Origin of the sequence: Paenibacillus xylanilyticus, from assembly GCF_009664365.1 — a bacterium.
GTDB lineage: Bacteria > Bacillota > Bacilli > Paenibacillales > Paenibacillaceae > Paenibacillus > Paenibacillus xylanilyticus_A.
This window is the reverse complement of the sequence record NZ_CP044310.1, coordinates 3,569,602-3,590,159: the sequence shown is the minus strand read 5'-3', so window position 1 is coordinate 3,590,159 and position 20,558 is coordinate 3,569,602. Positions and strand designations below refer to the sequence as shown.

21 protein-coding genes are annotated in these 20,558 nt (G+C 44.7%); 18 read left to right on the top strand and 3 right to left on the bottom strand.

Annotation, left to right across the window (positions count from 1 at the left end; translation table 11 throughout):
* Positions 1-36: 36 nt before the first annotated feature.
* On the bottom strand, positions 37-543 hold the full coding sequence (locus F4V51_RS15960) for a GNAT family N-acetyltransferase (protein WP_153978775.1): 507 nt from the start codon (positions 541-543) through the stop codon (positions 37-39).
* Between the two features lie 94 nt (positions 544-637).
* Positions 638-1,216 carry a hypothetical protein gene (locus F4V51_RS15955; protein WP_153978774.1) on the bottom strand — a complete coding sequence of 193 codons (579 nt, stop codon included), beginning with the start codon at positions 1,214-1,216 and terminating at the stop codon, positions 638-640.
* Between the two features lie 145 nt (positions 1,217-1,361).
* Here F4V51_RS15955 and F4V51_RS15950 point away from each other — a divergent pair, with 145 nt between their 5' ends.
* The 18 genes from F4V51_RS15950 (at position 1,362) to F4V51_RS15865 (ending at position 19,702) form a co-directional block, all read left to right on the top strand.
* Positions 1,362-1,991: a cysteine hydrolase family protein gene (locus F4V51_RS15950; protein ID WP_153978773.1), complete on the top strand. Its 630-nt coding sequence runs from the start codon at positions 1,362-1,364 to the stop codon at positions 1,989-1,991.
* A gap of 167 nt (positions 1,992-2,158) precedes the next feature.
* A complete protein-coding gene (locus F4V51_RS15945) occupies positions 2,159-2,614 on the top strand; it encodes a GNAT family N-acetyltransferase (protein WP_153978772.1) in 456 nt (151 codons plus the stop codon).
* Between the two features lie 161 nt (positions 2,615-2,775).
* The gene (locus tag F4V51_RS15940) at positions 2,776-3,354 is read left to right on the top strand and encodes a hypothetical protein (RefSeq protein WP_153978771.1); all 579 of its coding nucleotides are present in this window, start codon (positions 2,776-2,778) and stop codon (positions 3,352-3,354) included.
* An 89-nt stretch (positions 3,355-3,443) separates the two neighbouring features.
* A complete protein-coding gene (locus F4V51_RS15935) occupies positions 3,444-4,016 on the top strand; it encodes a histidine phosphatase family protein (protein ID WP_153978770.1) in 573 nt (190 codons plus the stop codon).
* A 251-nt stretch (positions 4,017-4,267) separates the two neighbouring features.
* Positions 4,268-4,897, top strand: a complete 630-nt coding sequence (locus F4V51_RS15930; RefSeq protein WP_153978769.1) for a TetR/AcrR family transcriptional regulator — start codon at positions 4,268-4,270, stop codon at positions 4,895-4,897.
* Between the two features lie 18 nt (positions 4,898-4,915).
* Entirely contained in the window at positions 4,916-5,425 is a 510-nt protein-coding gene (locus F4V51_RS15925) for a DUF4188 domain-containing protein (protein WP_153978768.1), read from the top strand.
* Positions 5,426-5,558: 133 nt separating this feature from the next.
* The gene (locus tag F4V51_RS15920) at positions 5,559-5,684 is read left to right on the top strand and encodes a sporulation protein YjcZ (RefSeq protein ID WP_153978767.1); all 126 of its coding nucleotides are present in this window, start codon (positions 5,559-5,561) and stop codon (positions 5,682-5,684) included.
* A gap of 566 nt (positions 5,685-6,250) precedes the next feature.
* Positions 6,251-8,872: a phosphoenolpyruvate synthase gene (gene ppsA, locus F4V51_RS15915; RefSeq protein WP_153978766.1), complete on the top strand. Its 2,622-nt coding sequence runs from the start codon at positions 6,251-6,253 to the stop codon at positions 8,870-8,872.
* Positions 8,873-9,246: 374 nt separating this feature from the next.
* Positions 9,247-9,909 (top strand): GntR family transcriptional regulator, encoded by a 663-nt coding sequence (locus tag F4V51_RS15910; protein WP_162009948.1) that lies wholly within the window; start codon positions 9,247-9,249, stop codon positions 9,907-9,909.
* Between the two features lie 74 nt (positions 9,910-9,983).
* Entirely contained in the window at positions 9,984-11,321 is a 1,338-nt protein-coding gene (locus F4V51_RS15905; RefSeq protein ID WP_162009947.1) for an extracellular solute-binding protein, read from the top strand.
* Between the two features lie 23 nt (positions 11,322-11,344).
* Positions 11,345-12,241, top strand: a complete 897-nt coding sequence (locus tag F4V51_RS15900; protein WP_153978763.1) for a carbohydrate ABC transporter permease — start codon at positions 11,345-11,347, stop codon at positions 12,239-12,241.
* Between the two features lie 2 nt (positions 12,242-12,243).
* Positions 12,244-13,113 (top strand): carbohydrate ABC transporter permease, encoded by an 870-nt coding sequence (locus F4V51_RS15895; RefSeq protein WP_153978762.1) that lies wholly within the window; start codon positions 12,244-12,246, stop codon positions 13,111-13,113.
* Between the two features lie 34 nt (positions 13,114-13,147).
* A complete protein-coding gene (locus F4V51_RS15890; RefSeq protein ID WP_153978761.1) occupies positions 13,148-14,203 on the top strand; it encodes a DUF6282 family protein in 1,056 nt (351 codons plus the stop codon).
* 53 nt (positions 14,204-14,256) lie between these two features.
* Entirely contained in the window at positions 14,257-15,657 is a 1,401-nt protein-coding gene (gene allB, locus F4V51_RS15885) for an allantoinase AllB (RefSeq protein WP_162009946.1), read from the top strand.
* Between the two features lie 49 nt (positions 15,658-15,706).
* Positions 15,707-16,111, top strand: a complete 405-nt coding sequence (locus F4V51_RS15880) for a PucR family transcriptional regulator (RefSeq protein WP_153978759.1) — start codon at positions 15,707-15,709, stop codon at positions 16,109-16,111.
* A gap of 421 nt (positions 16,112-16,532) precedes the next feature.
* Positions 16,533-17,834 carry an ABC transporter substrate-binding protein gene (locus F4V51_RS15875; RefSeq protein ID WP_153978758.1) on the top strand — a complete coding sequence of 434 codons (1,302 nt, stop codon included), beginning with the start codon at positions 16,533-16,535 and terminating at the stop codon, positions 17,832-17,834.
* Positions 17,835-17,932: 98 nt separating this feature from the next.
* Positions 17,933-18,826: a carbohydrate ABC transporter permease gene (locus F4V51_RS15870; protein ID WP_153978757.1), complete on the top strand. Its 894-nt coding sequence runs from the start codon at positions 17,933-17,935 to the stop codon at positions 18,824-18,826.
* Positions 18,827-18,844: 18 nt separating this feature from the next.
* A complete protein-coding gene (locus F4V51_RS15865; protein WP_153978756.1) occupies positions 18,845-19,702 on the top strand; it encodes a carbohydrate ABC transporter permease in 858 nt (285 codons plus the stop codon).
* Here F4V51_RS15865 and F4V51_RS15860 read toward each other — a convergent pair.
* Positions 19,692-20,498, bottom strand: a complete 807-nt coding sequence (locus F4V51_RS15860) for a helix-turn-helix transcriptional regulator (protein ID WP_153978755.1) — start codon at positions 20,496-20,498, stop codon at positions 19,692-19,694. The genes F4V51_RS15865 and F4V51_RS15860 overlap by 11 nt on opposite strands.
* Between the last annotated feature and the right edge of the window lie 60 nt (positions 20,499-20,558).

The window sequence follows — 20,558 nt, the reverse complement described above, 5'->3', positions numbered from 1 at the left end:
GTGGGCTTGGGAGCTCATACAAAAGTTAACCGCCCATTATAAGGCGGTTAACTTAATCCAATGGCTATTCCTTTTTAAGTGCTTCTCATAAAATACCATTGTCATTTTATCGTTAATTACTTTGTTTACACCCGTCTTGTTGTAGCCTATCTTTTCATACAAGTAACAGTTTCCTTTCTCTTGCAAGATGGTACCTAATCTCCATGACTTTGCATCATCATATTTCTGCTCTATGATTGTAAAGACTTTTTGAGCAATGCCTTTTCCTTGATGTTCTGGGAGAATAAAAATGGGGCTAACACTATAGATCTGATTCTCTTTTTTGACGACTCTTATTCCGCCCACGGCAACTTCATAATGATAGATGATGAAATAATCTGTAAAAGACTGATTGATTTGAGTAATAACTCTTTCTAAGGTTTCATTGGCGGGGCTTGTTTCAAAATCCTGATATCTTTCTAACAAGGGCATAAACGCTTTAACTTTCATGTTGTGAATAGTCACTGCATCATTTAAATCAGCTTTACATAATGAAACATCCATTAATATGTTCCCCCTATTGAGACGCTCGTTAACAACATATTAGATAGCACATACACTGTATACCTACTGCAAAGAAAGATATTATTCAATACATTTATGATAAGGAACGTTTGCTATATTTTCCGAATAACCACCCTATAATCCCGAAGAATGCGATAGCAATAAAGACAAACTTTTTCTCAGCTAGATCGAAGTTGAAATATGACGTTAGCGAATTTTGTAACAATCGTTTGCCAAGTACCATTAGATAACTAACAACCCATCCCACAATCAACCCAATCAGTAGATTTCTTAATTTATGTTCATCATATTTACGCTTAATTAAGAAGTACCCTAGGACGATGAATGCCAAAGGAAGCCACATGACGTATCTAGCCATAGCTATAGAAAATATATAAATACCGAAGAACAACCAGATTCCGATTCCTCCTGCGATTGCAATACCTCGAATATTCCATTTGGGATACATCCAGATAAACATTAGAAAAAGAGCGAGTGAAAGAATTGGAAAAGCAATCAATCCGTAAATAATATAGGCAAGTTCGGACAGCGGATCATCTTGCCATGAGCTAGTTGCATCATAGAATCCTGCTAGCCCTAGTACGTTAAATGAAGCCAAAATAATTGAAAAAGCAAAGGCAACGCTCCCGACTAAAGAATAAATAAATTTCATAACGGTATCTCCTTGATCACAAAGTTCTTTTTAAGTGTTTCATCTAACCAGAAATAAAAGCATCTGTCAATGATTTGGTATGCAACTTCATTTTTTGTATAAAAAGGCTGCACCCTACTAAATACTAAGTTCCGGGGGTGTATGCATGGATAAAATGAAAATTCATCTTGAGGGAAAAAATACAGCTCTAATTGTCGTGGATGTTCAAAACGATTACTGTCATCCAGATGGGGCGATCTCCAAAAGCGGAATTGATGTGAGCTCGGTAAAACAAATGATGCCTCATTTGCATTCTTTATTGGAAGCTGCAAGAGGAAGCTCAATTCCCATCATTTTTTTGCAAACGAACCATGAAGATGCTACTGATTCCGAAGTATGGCTTTCACGTTTTCCGGATGGGGTAAACCCTATTTGTCGTACAGGAAGCTGGGGAGCAAATTTTTACGAAGTGACACCACAGGCGAATGATATCATTGTGAAAAAGCATCGTTACAGCGGGTTTGTCCACACCAGATTGGAGAGCATTCTGCACACGCTCAAAATAGAAACCCTTATTATGACAGGGGTTAGCACGAACTTGTGTGTTGAATCTACAGCGAGGGAAGGTTTTATGCTTGATTATCACATTGTCCTTATACAAGATGCCTGCGCCGCTTTTTCACAAGCTGAACATGATATGACGCTGAAAACAGTGGATACGTATTTCGGCATGGTTACAGATACAGCAGCAATCGTCTCTTATATAGAGACCTCGCATCAGACGGCAGTAAATTAAGCAGAGACGTGGATTGTCGTAGACAAAAAAATGTTCCATTTAAAGTCGCTATAAGCGGCTTTTTTTGTTTTAAGAAACTAATGTTTTATCTCGATGGTGTTTGGAGCTAGATTGTTGGTATTCTATATGTAAATAAAATAACCTTGAATTCAGTATTGGAGGTCTACATGGAATTTAGAACTGCAACGTTAACCCATCTTCCTGCCATTGTTCGTTTATTAGCTGATGATGAAATGGGTGCTACCCGAGAGCGCTTCATAGATCCACTGCCAAATGAATATGTTGAAGCTTTTGCAAAAATTGAACAGCAAATCGGTAATTCCATAATTATTGCCCTGGATAACAACGGAGTCATTGGTTGTCTTCAGCTTACAATTATTCCGGGGATTGCAAGATTGGGTACAACACGTGGTCAAATTGAGGGTGTTCGTATTGACCGGAACTATCGTGGTCAAGGCGTTGGAGAGTCTTTATTTCAATACGCTATTCATGAAGCCCAATCAATGGGGTGTGAGCTGATTCAACTGACAACGGATAAAAAGCGAAAAGATGCTCACAGGTTCTATGAACGACTTGGATTTGTTGCTAGTCATGATGGGATGAAACTTTCGCTCAGTAATTAGTTTTTATCTAATCAATTACGATAGAGCAACATAGCTAAGAGAGCAGCTGACCAATGTGATCGGCTGCTCTTGTTTAACTAGCTGGGAGATAAGTGCAACATTTCGTCTGCTGAGAAAGTCAATAAGGGGTAAGAAGTACGTAACAATATGATGAGAAGTAGGTGAAGAAACTGAAACATCGTTTACTCACGATCATTTTTCTTTTCACAGCCATATTCTTTTTTGCGAATGGTCAAGATGTCAAAGCTCTATCCTGTGCTGAGAAGGGAAGCCTTCAAGAAGAGTTAGACGGATCTACGGGTGCTGTTTACGGTGAAATAAAGAATATTAAAGTTGATCTGAAGCAAGAAGGGATCACGGGCACAAAAGAGAAAGTTAGATATATACTAGTGGAAGTTGAGCGAAGCTGGAAAACGGAAGTTGATTCTCAAGTCATTGTCGCAACCGACTACACTTGGGGTTTTAACTTCAAGGAAGGCAGTAAATACTTCATATTTATAAGTGAAATGGATGGCGAATTAAGCAGTAGTCCGTGCAGCACGACCATTGAAATGAATAACCTTAATCAAGCAACTAAACAATTTGGTGAGGGATTGGAGCCAAAGCAACAAGTCAATCTGGAATCCAAAATGTGGTTTATGATGGAACAGGATTTTGATTTGTATATCGTCCTTGCAATAATCCTTGTGGTGAGTGCCGTCTTCATCATGAGAGCAAGGAAGAAAAGGAAACGGGGCTAAGCATCATTGGTCTAAGGGAAACATTCGTTGAATAAACAGAAGGTTTTCTCTTGACCGATTACATAATTCCAAGGGAAAGAAGGATAACGATGACAACGTTAGGATTGATCCGACACGGAGTAACGGATTGGAACGACGAATATCGGACACAAGGCCATTCAGATATCCCGCTTAATGAGAAGGGGCGTCAACAAGCTGAACTCTTGTCCCGAAGAATTGGCACAGAACAGTGGGATTATATTTATTCTAGTGATTTATCCAGAGCACGTGAAACAGCGGAAATCATCGGCAAAATCAAGAATATTGAAGTGAGGATCGACCCACGCTTGAGAGAAATGAACTGTGGGCTTATAGAAGGGACAACAGAACAAGAGCGTGTCAATCGATGGGGGTATGGATGGTTTAGGCTGGATCTAGGCATCGAATCAGACGATGAGATTGTAAAAAGAGGCAGGGAGTGCCTTGCTGACATATCAGACAGACACCCAAACGAGAATATATTAATCGTGAGTCACGGTGCATTCCTAGGAATGACATTGAAGAGACTTATTCCGCATATCGACATGACAGAAAGTTTAATGAATACATCTGTCACCATACTCCATACAGCACAACCTCGATGGGACTGTTCAGTGTATAATTGTACTAGACATTTAATGTGAAATCTATCGAGATCGTAAAAGAGAATATGGTAAATGAAATATAGAAGCCGTGATAAACGGCTTTTTTTATCAGTACAACAATACAATATGCGTCCCAATGGAATGAAGATTATTTCACTAGGGCTCCTGTACCCCTGCATCTGTGTAGCGAATGTTAGGGGTATTTAGTCTGTTGTTTAACTGTATTGACTAAATAAGTTAACTCGTGTTAATTTATTTACTGTAGTTAACTTCGAGGAGATGCATTTAATATGAATCAGGAGATCTCACTAAGGGAATTAAAAAAAGCCAAGAACAAAATCGCGTTATATGAAGCGGGATTATCCTTAATGAAGGATCGAATGTTCAGCCAGGTCATGATTGAGGACATCTGCAAAACTGCAGAAATATCCAAGGTCACCTTTTTCAAGTTTTATCAACGTAAAGAGGATTTGCTGATTTATTTTATGCGGGTTTGGCTTACTGAACGGATGATCGAGATCGAACAGGAAGAGAAAAAAGGATTCCAGGCATTCCGCCATTTGCTGTCCAGGGTTGCTGAGGAGCATCAAGTAAGGCCGGGGATGATGCCGAGTTTGATTTCCTTTCTAGCAGAACAGAACATGCAGCCTTGTATGCCTGAACTGAGTCAAGCGGAAGTATCACTTCTCTTTCCAGGTCACGAGGAAGCGGGGAGTCAATCGCCTAATATGTTCGTTTTATTTCAACAGTTCATGAAGGAAGAACAACAAGTGGGTAAGCTCAACAACTCTCTCACCTTGGAGCAATCGGTACAGATCTGCTTCACCATTTTCTATGGTGCGTTTCTGACGGCTCAACTGTACAATTCAGCGGATATTAGCCGCTTTTATGATACGCATCTGGGTCTGCTTGAAATATAGGAGAAGGAGTGAGTAAGTATGGCTAAAGTGATCGCAGGTCGTTATAGCGCACAGATGGAAGGTTCCTTCGTAGTTTTCGTGATTGGTTTTCGGATTAACAAATGGTGGGCGGTACATAAATGGCTGCCTGTTATGAATTCCATGTCCCCTATGCTTCAGGAGCTGTATCGAAACAAGGAGGAGCTAGGGTTCATGGATGGTTCCTATCATTTTTCAGGCCGTGGACTTACACTCATTCAATATTGGAGGAGCTTTGAACACCTGGAGCACTATGCCCGACATGGAGCTAACCACCTGAAGGCATGGAGGGATTTCAACCGCAAAGTTGGAACTGGGGGAGATGTAGGAATTTTCCACGAAACCTATCTGGTTCCTGAAGGGCAATATGAATGTGTTTACAACAATATGCCGACCTTTGGATTGGCAAAAGCGGGAGCCCACGTTCCGGCAACAGGGCGTAGAGAAACGGCAAGCAGGCGGCTTGGCCGCGAAGGAGAGCCGGCTGTTCCGACACCTCCGAATCCTTAGTCCTAGCTTCTCCTACCATTGCCGAAACAAACGAACAAAGGCTGAGTAGCTATAAGCCCCTTTTGTATATAGCCTTGTCAAATGTTGCATTTCTGAATAATCTAACACATACCACAGAAGAGGGGGAAGAAATATGAGTGGATACAGCAATGGTAATGTAGGCGGAATTGGTGGGGGATATGGTGGTTTTACGTCCATTGGTGCAATTCTGGTACTATTTATTTTGTTAGTCATCATCTCCAAAGCTTTCTTAGTATAATGAACTCTGAATCAGCCTCAAGTCGTGCTGAGAAAAGAACTCGTAAGCCTTCAAAACTAACTGTGCCTTAAGCAAAATTGGTATGGCTAGCGGAGTTTCGCCTGCAATATAAAAAAGGAACTGCTAATACGGCAGTTCCTTTTTTTAAGAAGTTAGAGTTGAGGTCAAATACAGGAGCTGGTGAGATCTCCTGGTTCTGTTCTGTGCAATTGTTTAAGGGATCCATTTAGATTTTTTCTGCCCATCTATTCTTTAATACATATAAAGTTTGCTAAGTTATTCAGGCTGTTACGTAAAAAAGAGATGATACCCTAAAAACAAAGGTCATCTCTTTTAAGCAAAAAAATAATTGAACACAAAAAAACGCTATGATATAATCGATAAACGTCATTGATTTCAATCAAAAAAAGTATGTATGTATTATTATTCCTATATTTATAGTACATCTTATATTTTGATTTGTCAATGCTATTTTTTTGAAAGGTGGGGAACGGGGGTCTTCGAGGGGGATAGGACTGAAACGATCATAATTGTATTCTCATTTTAACGGATAGAGGAGAGGTTGAATGAATTCACTGGTTCTTGGTTTTCAGGAAATAGATCACACTCAGCTTGGGTTGGTCGGTGGAAAAGGGCTGCACTTAGGGTTGTTATCCAAATTGGAAGGGATTCACGTGCCTGAAGGGTTTTGTGTCACAACGGTGGGATACCAAGCGGCGATCAAACAGAATAAAGGGGTTCATGCATTGTTGGATCAGCTGTCTGAGCTTAAGGTAGAAGATCGAGAACGGGTTAATGAAATCCGTAAGGAGATCCAACAGGTCATCTTGGAAGCAGCCATTCCTTCCGATGTTATGAAAGCAGTTGTCCAATCTCTCTCTCGCTTTGGTGAGGATCATGCCTATGCGGTGCGCTCAAGTGCAACTGCTGAAGACTTACCCCATGCTTCTTTTGCTGGTCAACAAGACACGTATTTGAATATCGTCGGCACAGAAGCCATCTTGGAACATATCCGCAAATGCTGGGCATCTCTATTTACAGAACGCGCGGTAATTTACCGGATGCAGAATGGATTTGACCATAGGCAGGTCTATTTATCTGTTGTGGTTCAAAAAATGGTGTTCCCGCAGGCATCAGGGATATTGTTTACTGCGGATCCGATCACTTGCAATCGGAAACTGATCTCGATCGATGCCAGTTTCGGACTTGGAGAGGCGCTTGTTTCCGGCCTGGTGTCGGCTGATGGTTACCAAGTTAAGGATGGGGAAATCGTCAGCAAGCGAATTGAAACCAAAAAAGTAGCAATGTATGGACGGAAGGAAGGCGGAACAGAGACCAAGCAGGTCCCCCTTGAGCAGCAAAAGACGCAAACACTTACGGATCAACAGATTTTACAACTCGCACGTTTGGGTAGACAGCTCGAAGAACATTTCGGATGCCCCCAAGACATCGAATGGTGTATGGACGATGATACATTTTACATGGTTCAGAGCCGCCCCATCACCACATTATATCCGATTCCTGAAGCACATGATGAGGAAAATCACGTGTACGTATCTGTTGGTCATCAGCAAATGATGACAGATCCAATCAAACCATTAGGAATGTCCATCTGGAAGCTAACGGGAAACCCCTCCATGTTTAAAACGGGTGGTGGAAGGTTGTTTGTCGATATTACCAAGGGTCTGTCTACCTCGGCGGGAAGGCAGAATTTGCTGGGTGTCTTGGGACACTCCGACCCGCTTATAAAAGATGCATTAATGACCATTATTGAGCGAGGAGATTTTATACCACTGGACCCGACTGACAAAAGCGAACAGGGACCTATAAAAAGCCATAAGGGCATGTCTCCTGCGGATATTTTAGAAGAGGCAGGAAGCGATTCGGCCATTGTTGCTGCGTTGATACAGAGTAGTGAGACATCGGTATCTGAGTTGAAGCATACGATGCAAACGAAAGCGGGATTGGACGTATTTGATTGCATTCTGGAAGATATGCAGCAGCGGAAGAAGCGTTCTTCCGACTCGAAAAATTTGAGTGTAATCATGGCTGCTTTCCACGCATCCGCATGGATCAATGACAAGATGGATGAATGGTTAGGCGAAAAAAACGCTGCAGACACCCTTTCCTTGTCTGTACCTCATAACATTACTTCGGAAATGGGTATGGAGCTGCTGGATGTTGCCGATGTGATTCGTCCCTATCCGAAAATCATTGAATACTTACAACAAGTAAGAGATGATCATTTTATGGATAAACTGGTTCAATTCGAAGGCGGGCAGCAAGCATATGAAGCTATTTCTGCTTTTCTCAATAAATATGGAATGCGATGTGCCGGGGAGATTGATATTACTCGGACTCGATGGAGTGAAAAACCGAGTGTGCTGATACCCATGATCCTCAGTAATATCAAGAACCTTGAGCCTGGAGCCAGCAAACAGAAGTTTGAACAAGGACGACAGGAAGCTTGGTCAAAAGAACAGGACATATTAGCCCGTTTGAAGCAATTACCTGGCGGCCAACAGAAAGCAAGAGAAACAAAACAAATGATTGACCTGATCCGCAATTTCATTGGTTATCGTGAATATCCGAAATACGACATTGTTAGTCGTTACTCCGTTTATAAGCAAGCTTTGCTTAAGGAAGCGGAACAACTCGTCCAAGCCCATGTTCTTCGTGAAAAGGAGGATATATTCTATCTTTCATTTGAAGAGCTGCAGGAAGCTGTGCGCACGATGAAACTGGATTACGAGGTCGTTGACAAGCGGAAAAATGATTACCAATTGTATGAAAAACTAACTCCACCACGAGTGATCACGTCGGATGGCGAAATAATTACAGGCAAGTACAAACGTGGGGACATTCCTGCTGAAGCTGTTGTGGGTCTCGCTGTATCTTCAGGCGTGATCGAAGGGCGGGCGCGTGTCATTCTGAATATGGAGGAGGCGGATCTGGAAGATGGAGATATACTTGTGACCACTTTTACCGATCCCAGCTGGACTCCATTGTTTTTATCCATAAAAGGCTTGGTTACGGAGGTGGGTGGACTGATGACTCATGGGGCTGTTATCGCACGTGAATACGGCTTACCTGCCGTTGTTGGAGTGGAGAATGCGACCAAATGGATAAAAGATGGGCAGCGAATTCGTTTACACGGAACTGAAGGGTATATCGAATTGCTGTCGTAATGATTAAACCCATAATTAACTGCCTTACAGATGCAGTATCATTGACGGAGAAAACAATATAATCCCGATGAAAGTCGCTATTTTAGCGGCTTTTTATTTTCATCAATACAGTTTCTAGTTAAGCTCCGAGGAATGCACATTAACAAATGTCTGTATGAATGAATATATATCATTGTGATGTTATGTATTAGCCTGTATATGGTGTGTAAATGAGGAAACAAGAGTATCGGTCGGTTTTATTGTGCATTTTTCCGAAATAAGGTTACATATATTGACGTTCAATAGGACTAAAACTATCATAATATTCAATTAAGAGAGTTCAGTCATTCTTAATTTAGTAGGTAACCCTAAGAAGAGATGGAGTGATGGAGTATATGACTAAAGGAAAGGAGAGGGAAATCTACCGGGACATCAAACTGGCGATCACACAGCACAAGCTGCTGCCGAACTCCCAACTGGTGGAGGATGCACTGGCCGAAGCTTTTGAGGTCAGCCGCACACCAATCCGAAACGTGCTGAGAAGGCTCGAAATGGAGAAGCTGGTCACGGTTATACCTTATCGGGGAGCTTTTGTCTCTTGTCCTAGTGTTGATGAAGCGAGAGAAGTTTTTGAAATGCGTAGGGTTATCGAAACCTCCATGGTTCGAAAGTTATGCGCAACCGTGAAGCCGGAGCAGTTAGTCCCTATCGAGACGCTGATCCGGGAGGAGCATCAGGCTAGCCATGAAGGCGATATCGTTGGCGCATTGGATGTCACGGTTGATATACACCTTAAGCTCGCGGAACTATCGGATAACTATTACTACTATCATTTTCTCGAGGAGTTGATCTCACTCACCTCTGTCATCATTGCCTTATATGGGACGGATCAGAGCTTCTGCCATGATCATGTAGACTTGCTAGCGGCAATTCAGCAGCAAGATGGTGAGCAGGCAGCTCGCATTATGACAGAGCATCTCTGGCAAATCGAACGATCGTTAAATTTCACAGAAACGGCGCCCAATGTCCTGAATTTTAAAGAGATTTTTCAGAAGTGATTTTTTTTGAATAGGATTGTATCCAATTTTGGATTCTAAATTACCCGAAAATGCATCCAAAGGAGTGGGGAGATTTGAACAAACGGTCATTCATGCTGGGGTTAATGGTGGTGGCATCGTCTGTGCTTAGTGCTTGCGGAAGTGGAGAGAACGAGGAATCAGCAGCTGAAAGTGGCAATACCATTACGATATCGCTCATGCACAGGTATCAGGAATCTAATATCGGCAAAAGTCCGGAAGATACCGCAGTACTTGATGGACTGAAGCGGTTCAGAGAAGATTATCCGGATATCGAGATCATAGAGGAGCAGCTTCAGAACGAGGACTATTCCATTAAGGCTCAGGCACTGGCCGCGGCTGACGATATGCCTGACGTATTCATCGTACCCGGCTCATGGATGACCAATTTTGTGGACAACGAAATCGTGCTCCCGTTGGACAAGGAATTGGACAAACGCCCTGAATGGCGAGACGGTTACCGTGCTGGAACACTGGATGCCGGAACCCGTGAAGGCCAAATTTACGGGATACCCATTGCAGCAGGGCCTACGCATCTGATCTACTATAATGCTGATCTGTTCGCAAGCATCGGCTACGACCAGTTCCCAGCGAGCTGGACTGATCTGATGGATGCCGGAGACAAACTGGCCGAAAAAGGTATTAACCTGTTCTCCTACGGAGACAAGTCCAAGGGATACGCCATGTCCAGCTGGATCAGTGCGTTGACTGATCGGATCAACGGCCCGGAATGGACGGAGTCCATTTTGAACGGCGATGGTGCCAAATTTACCGATGAAGGTTTCATACAGGGAATTGGCATCATGAGTGAGCTGGCGAAAGCCGGTTATCTGAATAAGGACCTGAATTCTGTCGACAACGACACCATGGTTAACTATTACTTTGAAGGACGATCGGCTGCCTTTGTCAGCGGAATCTGGTCAGCAATGAATATCGTGAACAATGCTCCGGATGAGATTAAGGCGAGTACACGAGTTGCCGTCTTTCCGGGCGTCGAGAACGGACTTGGCAATCCACTCAGCTCTTCTGGAGGCGCCGGTGTCTATTATAGCGTTAACTCTGGGGTAGAAGCCGGAGAAAAGTTAGACGCCATCATGACGATGCTAGAATATATGACTGGTTCGGATAGCGCCAAGCTAATGGCAGAAGTCGGAGGATTCCCGGCCTATGATCCCGGAGACTTCGATACTGGTAAACTGCATCCGGTAGCCCTGGCTGCTTACGAGGCCAGCGCGGCAGCTGACGCAACTAAAATCTTTGACCTCTGGTTTGATGCGTCAATCGTAGAAGTGCTAAATACGGGGATTCAAGGTGTAATGGCTGGTTCCAGAACACCCGAGCAGCTGGCTGAGGAAACTCAACAAGCCTATGAGACTTTTTTAAATCAACCCTAACTTATTATTGAAGGAGTGAGAACATGGGCAAGGCGCTGCGACCAAGAGGCTGGGTGCTTGTGGCATATCTGCTTCCGGGTCTTCTTATCTATTCATTTGTCGTGCTGGTTCCCATACTTGCTGCTCTTCGAGACAGCTTCTACTCCTGGACAGGAGGTCCCAAAAAAACGTACATCGGCACGGGAAACTACAAGGAAATTCTTCAGGATGATGTGTTCTGGCATTCCTTTCTGAACAATGTGCTGATGACAGCTTATGGCTTGATTGGACAAGTAGGGTTCGGTTTTGTTTTTGCTCTGCTGCTGATGTCCAAGATGGTAAAACTAAAAGGGCTGCATCGGACAATGAGTTATTTCCCCTCTACACTTGCCCCGGTAATTATCGCTTTTCTATGGATGCTGGTCTACAACTATAACTACGGTTTACTCAATGCCGGACTAACCAAGCTTGGCCTGGGTGCATTGGTGCAATCCTGGCTGGATCTGACAGGACCAATCGTTCTGCTGGCCTCCATACCTCTGTCTTGGCAAAACATCGGGTTCTTCACACTGCTTATGCTCGCAGGGTTATCGACAATCAATAAGGAAGTTCTGGAGGTTGCTGAACTGGATGGAGCAACAGGAGTTCGCAAAGCCTGGTATATCATCATTCCTCTGGCCAAACCTACCCTGGTCGTTGCTTCACTGCTCTGTATTGCCAACAATATGCGCGGGTTCGAGCATATCTACGCACTGACCGGAGGCGGTCCGGGCAACTCTTCTTCGGTGATGGCGCTATACGCGTATGAAACGTCTTTCCTGCGTTTCCGGTATGGATACGGTTCTGCGCTCGCCATAGCCATCATTACGCTCACCATGCTTATGATCCTACTATCCACACTTATACTCCAGCGCCGTAATCACTCCAAGGGAGGTGCGTAAAAATGGAGTTACAACTGGAACTACAATCGCAGCGCAGTCCCCGTCGGTTCTTTCCTAATCCAGCCAAGCTGGCCGTAAACGCCTTGCTGCTGCTCTTTACCGCCAGCTGTATCATACCGCTGCTCTGGATCGGTTATTCATCATTGAAAACACAAGCAGAATTCGCCAACAATATTCTTAGTTTGCCAAGTGCACCGCAGTTTAGTAATTATTGGGAAGCGATTAAGCTGACGAATATGCTGCAGCTATCGTGGAACAGTGCGAGGGTCACCTTCCTGTCCGTCATTGGCATTACAGCAATTGCATATGTAACTGGCTATATTACGGCCCGGCTGGACTTCAAGGGGAAGAGAGCAATGATCTTTTATTACCTTTTCGGTATGTTGGTACCCATTCACGCTCTACTTGTTCCCATCTACCTGTTATTTAAAAATTGGGGGCTGGCAGATCAGTGGTATACGCTCATCATCCCCTATATTGCTTTTAACCTTTCTTTACCAATTATGCTGGTCAGCAGCTACGTGATGGGCATTCCAAGAGAAATTGAGGAAGCAGCAGCAATCGACGGTCTTAGCTTCAGTGGAACCATGTACCGTATTATCCTGCCGATAGCCGTACCTGTACTGACAACGGTCGCAATTCTACAATTTTTCTCCTGTTGGAATGAATTTTCATTTGCTCTCGTCCTGCTGAATGATGAGTCGCTGCGCACGGTTCCGCTCGGGATGTCCTATTTTAAGTCCCAGCACAGCACCAACTATCCACAGCTTATGGCCGGAATGATATTGTCAATGCTGCCTGTCACGATTATTTATTTTGTATTCAGTTCACGGATTATTGCCGGCGTTATGTCGGGAGCTATTAAGGGATAATCACTAAAAATTTATCGTTCACGGAGGGATTACTATGCTTACTTTTGATTCCAATCAAGAACAACCACAGAACCGGACTCCAGACCGTACCAAATGGAATGAATCCTTTTATCGGAGGTCAATGGAACTGCCAGATGAGCTTCTGATTGGTGCCATCGATAGTCATGTACATGCAGGGCCAGTGTTGAATTCTAACCCTGGGCATCTGGACCCGATTCAGGTAGCGCAGGAAGCCGCAGCTGCAGGCATGAGGAGTATTGTGTACTATGATGTATTCGGCTGGGCTTCAGGGATGGCCTGGGTAGTGAACCGTCATGTACCGGGTATTCACACGTATGGGGGTTATTTGATGAACTCCTGCCATGCCGGTATGAATCCGCGTTCCGTAAAAACCGCACTGCATATGGAAGAGGGCTGCCGCTTCATCAGCTTCGGTTCACATTGTACACGCCATTCCGCTGAGCGTGAGTCCACACTGATCGACGGCAAACTTGTTCCGTTTAAGGATGTTTATCCGAAGTTTGTGGAGAAAGAGCTGTCTGTGGCAACGTCGATACCGCTGGAAGGTCCTGTTCCAGAAGCGCTGGATGAGATCTTAAGCATGGTGGCAGAACATCCGGAGGTCTATCTGAATACGGGTCATGTATCTGTGCCGGAAGCGCTCCGTCTGCTGGATCTTGCAGAACAATACGGCATAGCGAAGGTGTTAATCGCTCATCCCGTCCGTGGACAAATGACAATCGAAGAGCAAAAATCGACTGCAGCCAGGGGTGCTTTTCTAGAGGCCTGTCTTGTGGATTGGCTGTATCCGGATGTTCCCCGGACCCACTACTATGTAGAACGAGAATATATGGATATGGGAGCTGAACTCGGCAGATTCTCGAATGCGACGAAATGGATGAATACCATCCGTGAAGTGGGGATCGATCAGTTCGTTCTTGGTACGGACTATGGGATCCGCGCGGCCTCAACGCCTGTGCAAGGGATGAGAACAATGATTGCCAGCATGCTCGATTATCAATTCGCTCCGGATGATATTTACCGGATGGTAGCTACAAATCCGGCAAGGCTTATCGGCATGAACACATAGAAGATTGCTGGTGTGCTGTTACAACCTTACGTATGGATAAGGAGGAGCGGAGCATGAAATCCGCAACATCGCATGATCTAGTCATTACAGGCGGAACGATCGTTACAGAAGCAGCCGTTGAGCGAAAGGATATCGGTATTAGGAATGGATTGATTGCTGAAATCGCAGATAACATTGATCCTTCGGGGGGCCAAATCATTGAAGCACATGGATTGACCGTGATGCCTGGTGTCATCGACACTCATGTACATTTTAATGAGCCGGGTCTGGAATCCTGGGAAGGATTTCAGACGGGTTCCGCTGCTCTGGCCGCCGGAGGAGGAACGTGCTTTCTGGATATGCCGCTCAATGCTGTTCCTCCTACAATTACAGTTCGTGCACTTCAGCAAAAAAGAGACCGCGCGGCAGGTAAAACGTATGCAGACTATGGATTTTGGGGAGGACTTATGCCCGGTTATCTTCAGGAGCTGCCGCTGTTGGCTGACGCCGGAGTCATCGGTTTCAAAGCCTTCATGTCTTCTCCGGGGGACAAGGATAAGGACGGATTTCGTCGGTCAGACGACGAAACCCTCAGAGAAGGGATGAGAATGATTGCGGAGACAGGCAAGCTGCTGGCACTCCATGCTGAACATGAGCCTACTATTGCAAGACTCACTCGTGAAGCCCGCAGCTTGGGACGGTTCGACCCGGCGAGCTATACAGCTTCACGTCCGATAGAGGCAGAGGTGGAAGCAGTGGAAAAGGCGCTGCGCTATGCAGCCGAGAGCGGATGCCGATTGCATTTTGTCCACATTAGCAGTGAATCTGCTGCAAAACGAATCCGTGAAGCCCGTCTAGCGGGAGTTGATGTAACCCTGGAGACTTGTCCGCACTATCTATGTCTGACCGACAATGATTTTGCAGTCATGGGTGCTGTAGCTAAATGTGCACCTCCACTGCGTGATGCGGAAGAACAGGGGAAGCTATGGTACAGGTTACAGGGAGGCTGGTTCGACTTTTTATCTTCGGATCATTCACCCTGCCCAGCCGGCATGAAGACAGGGGATGATATGTTTGAAACGTGGGGCGGCATTGCCGGTGTACAGAGCACGTTGGAGTTGATGCTGGATGAAGGGTATCTGAAAAGGGGAGTTCCCCTTCCAATGCTGGCGCGTCTGTTGTCTGGTGCCCCAGCCGAACGATTCGGACTGGATCAGGCGAAGGGACGCATTGCATTGAACTGCGATGCCGACCTGGCCCTGGTTGACCTAAATGCTCCCTACACACTTAAAGCATCAGACCTCTATCAGAAGCATCGTCATTCCCCTTACATTGGCCGCAGCTTTGGCTGTAAAGTTAAGATGACACTGCTGCGCGGCCAGTTGACGTATAGTGAAGCGTCGCCATTTCCTAACCATGGTACCGGCAGGGAATTCAGTGTTGTCTGCCCGGGAGAGGTGAACATAAGTAGCTAGTCATGCTTGATCTTGAAAAGAGTAGGTCCCATTTCAAGGAGGGAAAGCAATGACCGCAAAAGCTGGTAGATTGTCTGCCGTTCAGGAAGATCTTCTCCGGTTGGTTCAAGATATTCCGCGAGAGCAAATGCAACAATATGTCGACCGCTATATTGGCAGCCTGCTTACAGTAGAAGGTTATGATCCTGAGCTTCTACAGACACTGGAAACGTACGCAATTTGTAATGGCCACATCAATGAAATGTCCTCCAGGTTGTACATTCACCGCAATACAGCAGCTTACCGACTGGAGAAGTTGGAACGGCTAATAGGTATTCCGCTTAAAGAAACCGAAAACCTGCTGCTGCTAAATCTGGTGTTCCTATTCCGCCGCCTGCTTGATGCAGAAAAGGCCAATGCGTCTGCCAACAGCCTAATTACTCTGGACTATTCAAGCCGTTATCGCACATCATAGTTCCAAAAAAAAAGTGAAAGAATAGAAAGAGAAAAGGGCGACTCTAACCGTTTTGAACAGCGGAGATCAGAGTCGTCTTTTTTGGCATTCATTGAATTGAAGCTCTGGATTTCAAATTCAGAATATGATTATTCATCAATAATTCTTAAGGATATGTCATTGTATCAAGCACGAAGAAACCTTACTTTTAAATAACGATGGAAACGCTAACAAGGCAGAAAGAGTGGTGTTTTAATATGCGCTAACTGTCATTTCACCTTGCAATGTAATGACAAATTCAGGTTTGGAAGGTTGTAGATCCTCGGCGTTACATGAGGATAGATTAGTATTTCCTTTTTATTCGATTGCCACTTGAGAATCCGAATTCATTCATCGGGTTACGACACCAGTCGCTCGCCTAAGTATAAAAGGGAGGATAACTATGAGAAAATTTGCAATCATTCTGCTTATCGGAATATTCGTGACAGTGATCACCGCCTGCTCGGCAAACAGTGATCAGGCAGCAGAAAATTCATCGGGTAATGGAGAAATTTCCGGTGACCTTACCGTATTTGGGTGGGGCGGCGGCGAGGAGCTCCAGTCTCGAAAGGAAGCAACCAAAATTTTCAAAAAATTGTATCCAAAAGTGAAGGTACATGAAGTTTGGCTCCCGGCAGATAACATTGATGTCAAGCTGGATGCAGCACTGGCTGCAGGAAATGCCGGTGATGTGATCATGATGTCTCCAGACTGGAAAGGGTTGAGATCCAAATGGTTCGAAGATTTAAACCCTTATATTGAGAAGGATCAACTGGACCTCGAGGCATTGTTAACACAGGGGGTTGATGGGGGATATGTCGATGCGGACGGAAAACGCGAAGGCATGCCAACAACCGCTTCAGATTTTATGATTGCTTATAATAAAGACATTTTTGACAAGGCGGGGCTCCCGTACCCAACGAATGACTGGACTTGGGATGATTTTTCGGCAACAGCCAAACAGGTCTCCTCGGGTGAAGGTGCCAACCGGGTCTATGGCATTGTGTCTCACTGGATCTTGCAAAGTTTCGCTCCTTTTATATACGGCGGGATGCCATATAACGAGGATTGGAGCAAACAGACTCTGGATGATCCCAATACTCTGAAGGGGTACCAGTTGTTCGGTGACCTGGTCAATGCAAAAGCAATGCCGGATGATGCGGCTGCCAAGAGCATGCCGATGGACCAAATGTTCGCTGCAGGCAGAGCTGCGATGTATCCGCTGGGTGTGTTTGAAGCTTCAACGATTGCCAAAAATATCGGTTCCAATTTTCAATGGGGTATCGTGATGCCTCCAAAAGATCCATCCGGTAAAACCGTCAACATTAAATTCCAGACAGGCTTCGCCATGAACAAGGATTCCAAAAATAAGGAAGCAGCGTGGGCTTATATTAAAACCGTCTCCCTGAATAAAGAGGTCGGAGATCTGTACAGTAAGGTAAATCTCCCTGCGGCAAAAGAATCGGCAGATAGTACGTTTGCCAACTTGAAAATTGAAGGCACTGATATCTCCATGGTGGATTTCGTAACAGGGCTGCAGGATGCCATAACTTTCCCGTGGGGTGGCTCCATTGCAAAGGCGGGGGACCTCTATGAGCAAACCTGGCAGCAGGTCACCGTTCAAGGGAAATCCGCAGAGGAAGCGGCCAAAGCCTATACATCCCAAATTCAGTCCGCTCTCGACTCCATTCATCAAAGTAAATAAACGAATAATGAACACCTGGTTACAACGAGGGGGGGGAGCGATCTTCCCCCTTCTATCCTAATCCGGTCTCGATAGGAGGCAGCTTTGGAGGCGAAAGAATGAAGGCGCGAAATAACCGCATTGCAAACAGGGAGGAGAAACAATTCTTCCTTTTTATCTCGCCATGGCTTTTAGGATTTCTCATATTCACCTTATATCCAATGGGTTATTCTATCTTTTTGGTTTTCACCGATATGGATATGACCGGATCAGGCCAATTTATCGGCTTCGATAATATCGTCAGGGCCTTTACACAGGATCCGCTTTTTTACCGTTCTTTGTTAAACACATTATATTTTGTGTTGGTTTCTGTTCCGGCCAGTTTACTCCTGTCGTTTCTGATTGCTCTTCTGCTCAATCAAAAAATAAAGGGAGTTGGTTTTTTCAGGACCAGCTTCTATATCCCGTATATCACATCAGGGGTTGCGGTTACCTTGCTTTGGGGCTGGATTTTTAATGCCCAGTTTGGTTTTATCAACTATTTCCTTTCTCTGTTCGGTATTACCGGTCCTAACTGGTTAAGCGATACGAAATGGGCCATGCCGGCGATTATTATTATGGGGATCTGGACCATCGGGAATTCCATCATCATTACACTGGCGGGGCTGCAGGATATTCCGGAAGCCTTATATGAGAGCGCTGAGATTGATGGAGCGAGCAGTTTCGTTAAAATTACACAGATTACCCTGCCCCTGATCACGCCAACGCTTTATTTTAATCTGGTTATGGGGATCATTGGTGGTTTCCAGATCTTTATGCAGCCTTACATTCTAACCGAGGGTGGCCCCAGCTACTCCACCTACACGTACATGATGCATATTTATAACAGCGGATTTAAATACAACGAAATGGGTTATGCGTCAACGCTGGCCTGGTTATTGTTCGTCGTTATTATGATCATCACACTCATCGTAAACCGGACTTCCCGACACTGGGTTTATTACGATAACTAAAATTGGGGAGGTGCAACCATGGAGGCTTATTACAAAAGTAAAAAAAACAGCGCCCGGATTAAAGTCAGCCTGAGTTATGTGATATTGACGATCATTGCAGTCGTGTTTATTTTTCCGTTTATATGGATGCTTTCAACCGCCTTTAAAATCCCTTCGGAAGCCTATACGCTGCCTCCCAAAATCATCCCGGAAACGTTTACTTGGGATAACTTCATTCAGGGCTGGCAATACGCGGATTTCACCCGTTATACATGGAATACCTTAATTGTAACAGGACTTGCGACAATTGGAACGGTTCTTTCCGCTTCATTCGTAGCCTATGGCTTTGCACGGTTTAAATCTCGATACAGCGGATTGTTATTTACGGTCGTGCTTGCTACGATGATGCTCCCCAGTCAGGTCACTCTCGTTCCTACGTACCTCTTGTTCACCAAGCTTGGTTGGCTCGATACCTTAATGCCTCTTATCGTTCCGTCCTTTTTTGGGGGAGGTGCGTTTAACATTTTCCTGCTGCGGCAATTCTTCAAAACGATTCCGAAAGATTTGGATGAAGCCGCATATATCGACGGTGCCAATGCATTTCAGATTTATTACAAAATACTGCTGCCTGCAATCAAACCGGCTTTGATTACGGTCGGTCTCATGTCGATTACCTTTCACTGGAATGATTACATGTCTCCGCTGATTTATCTGAACAGCGATCAGAATTTTACACTCGCTATCGGTTTGCAGTTCTTCCAGAATTCTTTTGGCTCCTCCCAAATACAGATGCTGATGGCTGTTTCTTTAATTACCGTTATTCCTGTGCTAATCCTCTTCTTCATCGGACAGAGATATTTTATTCAGGGGATTACAATGACCGGAATCAAAGGATAACCTTTTCGGAATCTGCTGGGCCGGGAGTGAAGTTACTCGCGCGTTTGTGGAATTTCTTGGGTGATGAACCGGTCATTTGTTTGAACTGTCTGCAAAAATGCTCCACATTGCGGTAACCGCACCGGTCTGCAATCTCCGCAACCGTATACTGATCATGCCTGAGATATTCTTTGGCTAGGCGAATCCGGCTGTGAATAACATCATCCATGCACGAGAGGCCAAACAATTTTTTGTAAATCAACTGCAGGTATCCCGGACTGATGCTAATAATTTTAGCCATTTCCGATATGGTCCAGGGGTGACTTGGATTGTTATGAATGGCCGCACGCAGCTTTAAAAGGTTGTAGTGCTGAGGACTAATTTCCTCTTGGAAGTAAGACTCCAGCAGCTTGTTGAACAGGGTTCGGAGCAGACAATCAATGGAGGATTCTCTGTAGTCCTTATTGAATGAATTCTCTACGACGAGCAGCTGGAACAGCTTGTGGCAATATTCAGGATCATCCAAAGGAAAAGGCTTGCCATAGGGAAGTGAGGTTTCGGTTACGTAAGGTTCATCGCTTTCAAAGCGGATCCAGTCATTAATATAATTCCCTGCGGAAGCTCGGTAGTAAATTTTTTGATGGGGCTCGAAAAGAACAGCACAATGAGGAGGGTATTCCTTGAGTTTTCCATCTACCCAGAACTGAGCGGGAGTCTGTGTAATGACCAAAAGCCAGCAGGGATGTCCTTGGGGAATATCAAAAACAAAATTGCTATGATGTGCTGCGTCATATTCAACGTAAAATATATTTGTCATTGATTTTCACCTATATCATGTAAGTTTGTCAGACGGGCTATTTTTCTATTATACCGAATT

What these genes read in the sequence shown, in the direction of transcription:
- F4V51_RS15860 (WP_153978755.1), bottom strand. Translation starts at nt 20,498, where the DNA reads ATGACAAATATATTTTACGTTGAATATGACGCAGCACATCATAGCAAT.
- F4V51_RS15870 (WP_153978757.1), top strand. Translation starts at nt 17,933, where the DNA reads ATGAAGGCGCGAAATAACCGCATTGCAAACAGGGAGGAGAAACAATTC.
- F4V51_RS15925 (WP_153978768.1), top strand. Translation starts at nt 4,916, where the DNA reads ATGGCTAAAGTGATCGCAGGTCGTTATAGCGCACAGATGGAAGGTTCC.
- F4V51_RS15880 (WP_153978759.1), top strand. Translation starts at nt 15,707, where the DNA reads ATGACCGCAAAAGCTGGTAGATTGTCTGCCGTTCAGGAAGATCTTCTC.
- F4V51_RS15910 (WP_162009948.1), top strand. Translation starts at nt 9,247, where the DNA reads ATGACTAAAGGAAAGGAGAGGGAAATCTACCGGGACATCAAACTGGCG.
- F4V51_RS15935 (WP_153978770.1), top strand. Translation starts at nt 3,444, where the DNA reads ATGACAACGTTAGGATTGATCCGACACGGAGTAACGGATTGGAACGAC.
- F4V51_RS15945 (WP_153978772.1), top strand. Translation starts at nt 2,159, where the DNA reads ATGGAATTTAGAACTGCAACGTTAACCCATCTTCCTGCCATTGTTCGT.
- F4V51_RS15960 (WP_153978775.1), bottom strand. Translation starts at nt 543, where the DNA reads ATGGATGTTTCATTATGTAAAGCTGATTTAAATGATGCAGTGACTATT.
- allB (WP_162009946.1), top strand. Translation starts at nt 14,257, where the DNA reads ATGAAATCCGCAACATCGCATGATCTAGTCATTACAGGCGGAACGATC.
- F4V51_RS15920 (WP_153978767.1), top strand. Translation starts at nt 5,559, where the DNA reads ATGAGTGGATACAGCAATGGTAATGTAGGCGGAATTGGTGGGGGATAT.
- F4V51_RS15890 (WP_153978761.1), top strand. Translation starts at nt 13,148, where the DNA reads ATGCTTACTTTTGATTCCAATCAAGAACAACCACAGAACCGGACTCCA.
- F4V51_RS15900 (WP_153978763.1), top strand. Translation starts at nt 11,345, where the DNA reads ATGGGCAAGGCGCTGCGACCAAGAGGCTGGGTGCTTGTGGCATATCTG.
- F4V51_RS15955 (WP_153978774.1), bottom strand. Translation starts at nt 1,216, where the DNA reads ATGAAATTTATTTATTCTTTAGTCGGGAGCGTTGCCTTTGCTTTTTCA.
- F4V51_RS15950 (WP_153978773.1), top strand. Translation starts at nt 1,362, where the DNA reads ATGGATAAAATGAAAATTCATCTTGAGGGAAAAAATACAGCTCTAATT.
- F4V51_RS15865 (WP_153978756.1), top strand. Translation starts at nt 18,845, where the DNA reads ATGGAGGCTTATTACAAAAGTAAAAAAAACAGCGCCCGGATTAAAGTC.
- F4V51_RS15895 (WP_153978762.1), top strand. Translation starts at nt 12,244, where the DNA reads ATGGAGTTACAACTGGAACTACAATCGCAGCGCAGTCCCCGTCGGTTC.
- F4V51_RS15930 (WP_153978769.1), top strand. Translation starts at nt 4,268, where the DNA reads ATGAATCAGGAGATCTCACTAAGGGAATTAAAAAAAGCCAAGAACAAA.
- ppsA (WP_153978766.1), top strand. Translation starts at nt 6,251, where the DNA reads ATGAATTCACTGGTTCTTGGTTTTCAGGAAATAGATCACACTCAGCTT.
- F4V51_RS15875 (WP_153978758.1), top strand. Translation starts at nt 16,533, where the DNA reads ATGAGAAAATTTGCAATCATTCTGCTTATCGGAATATTCGTGACAGTG.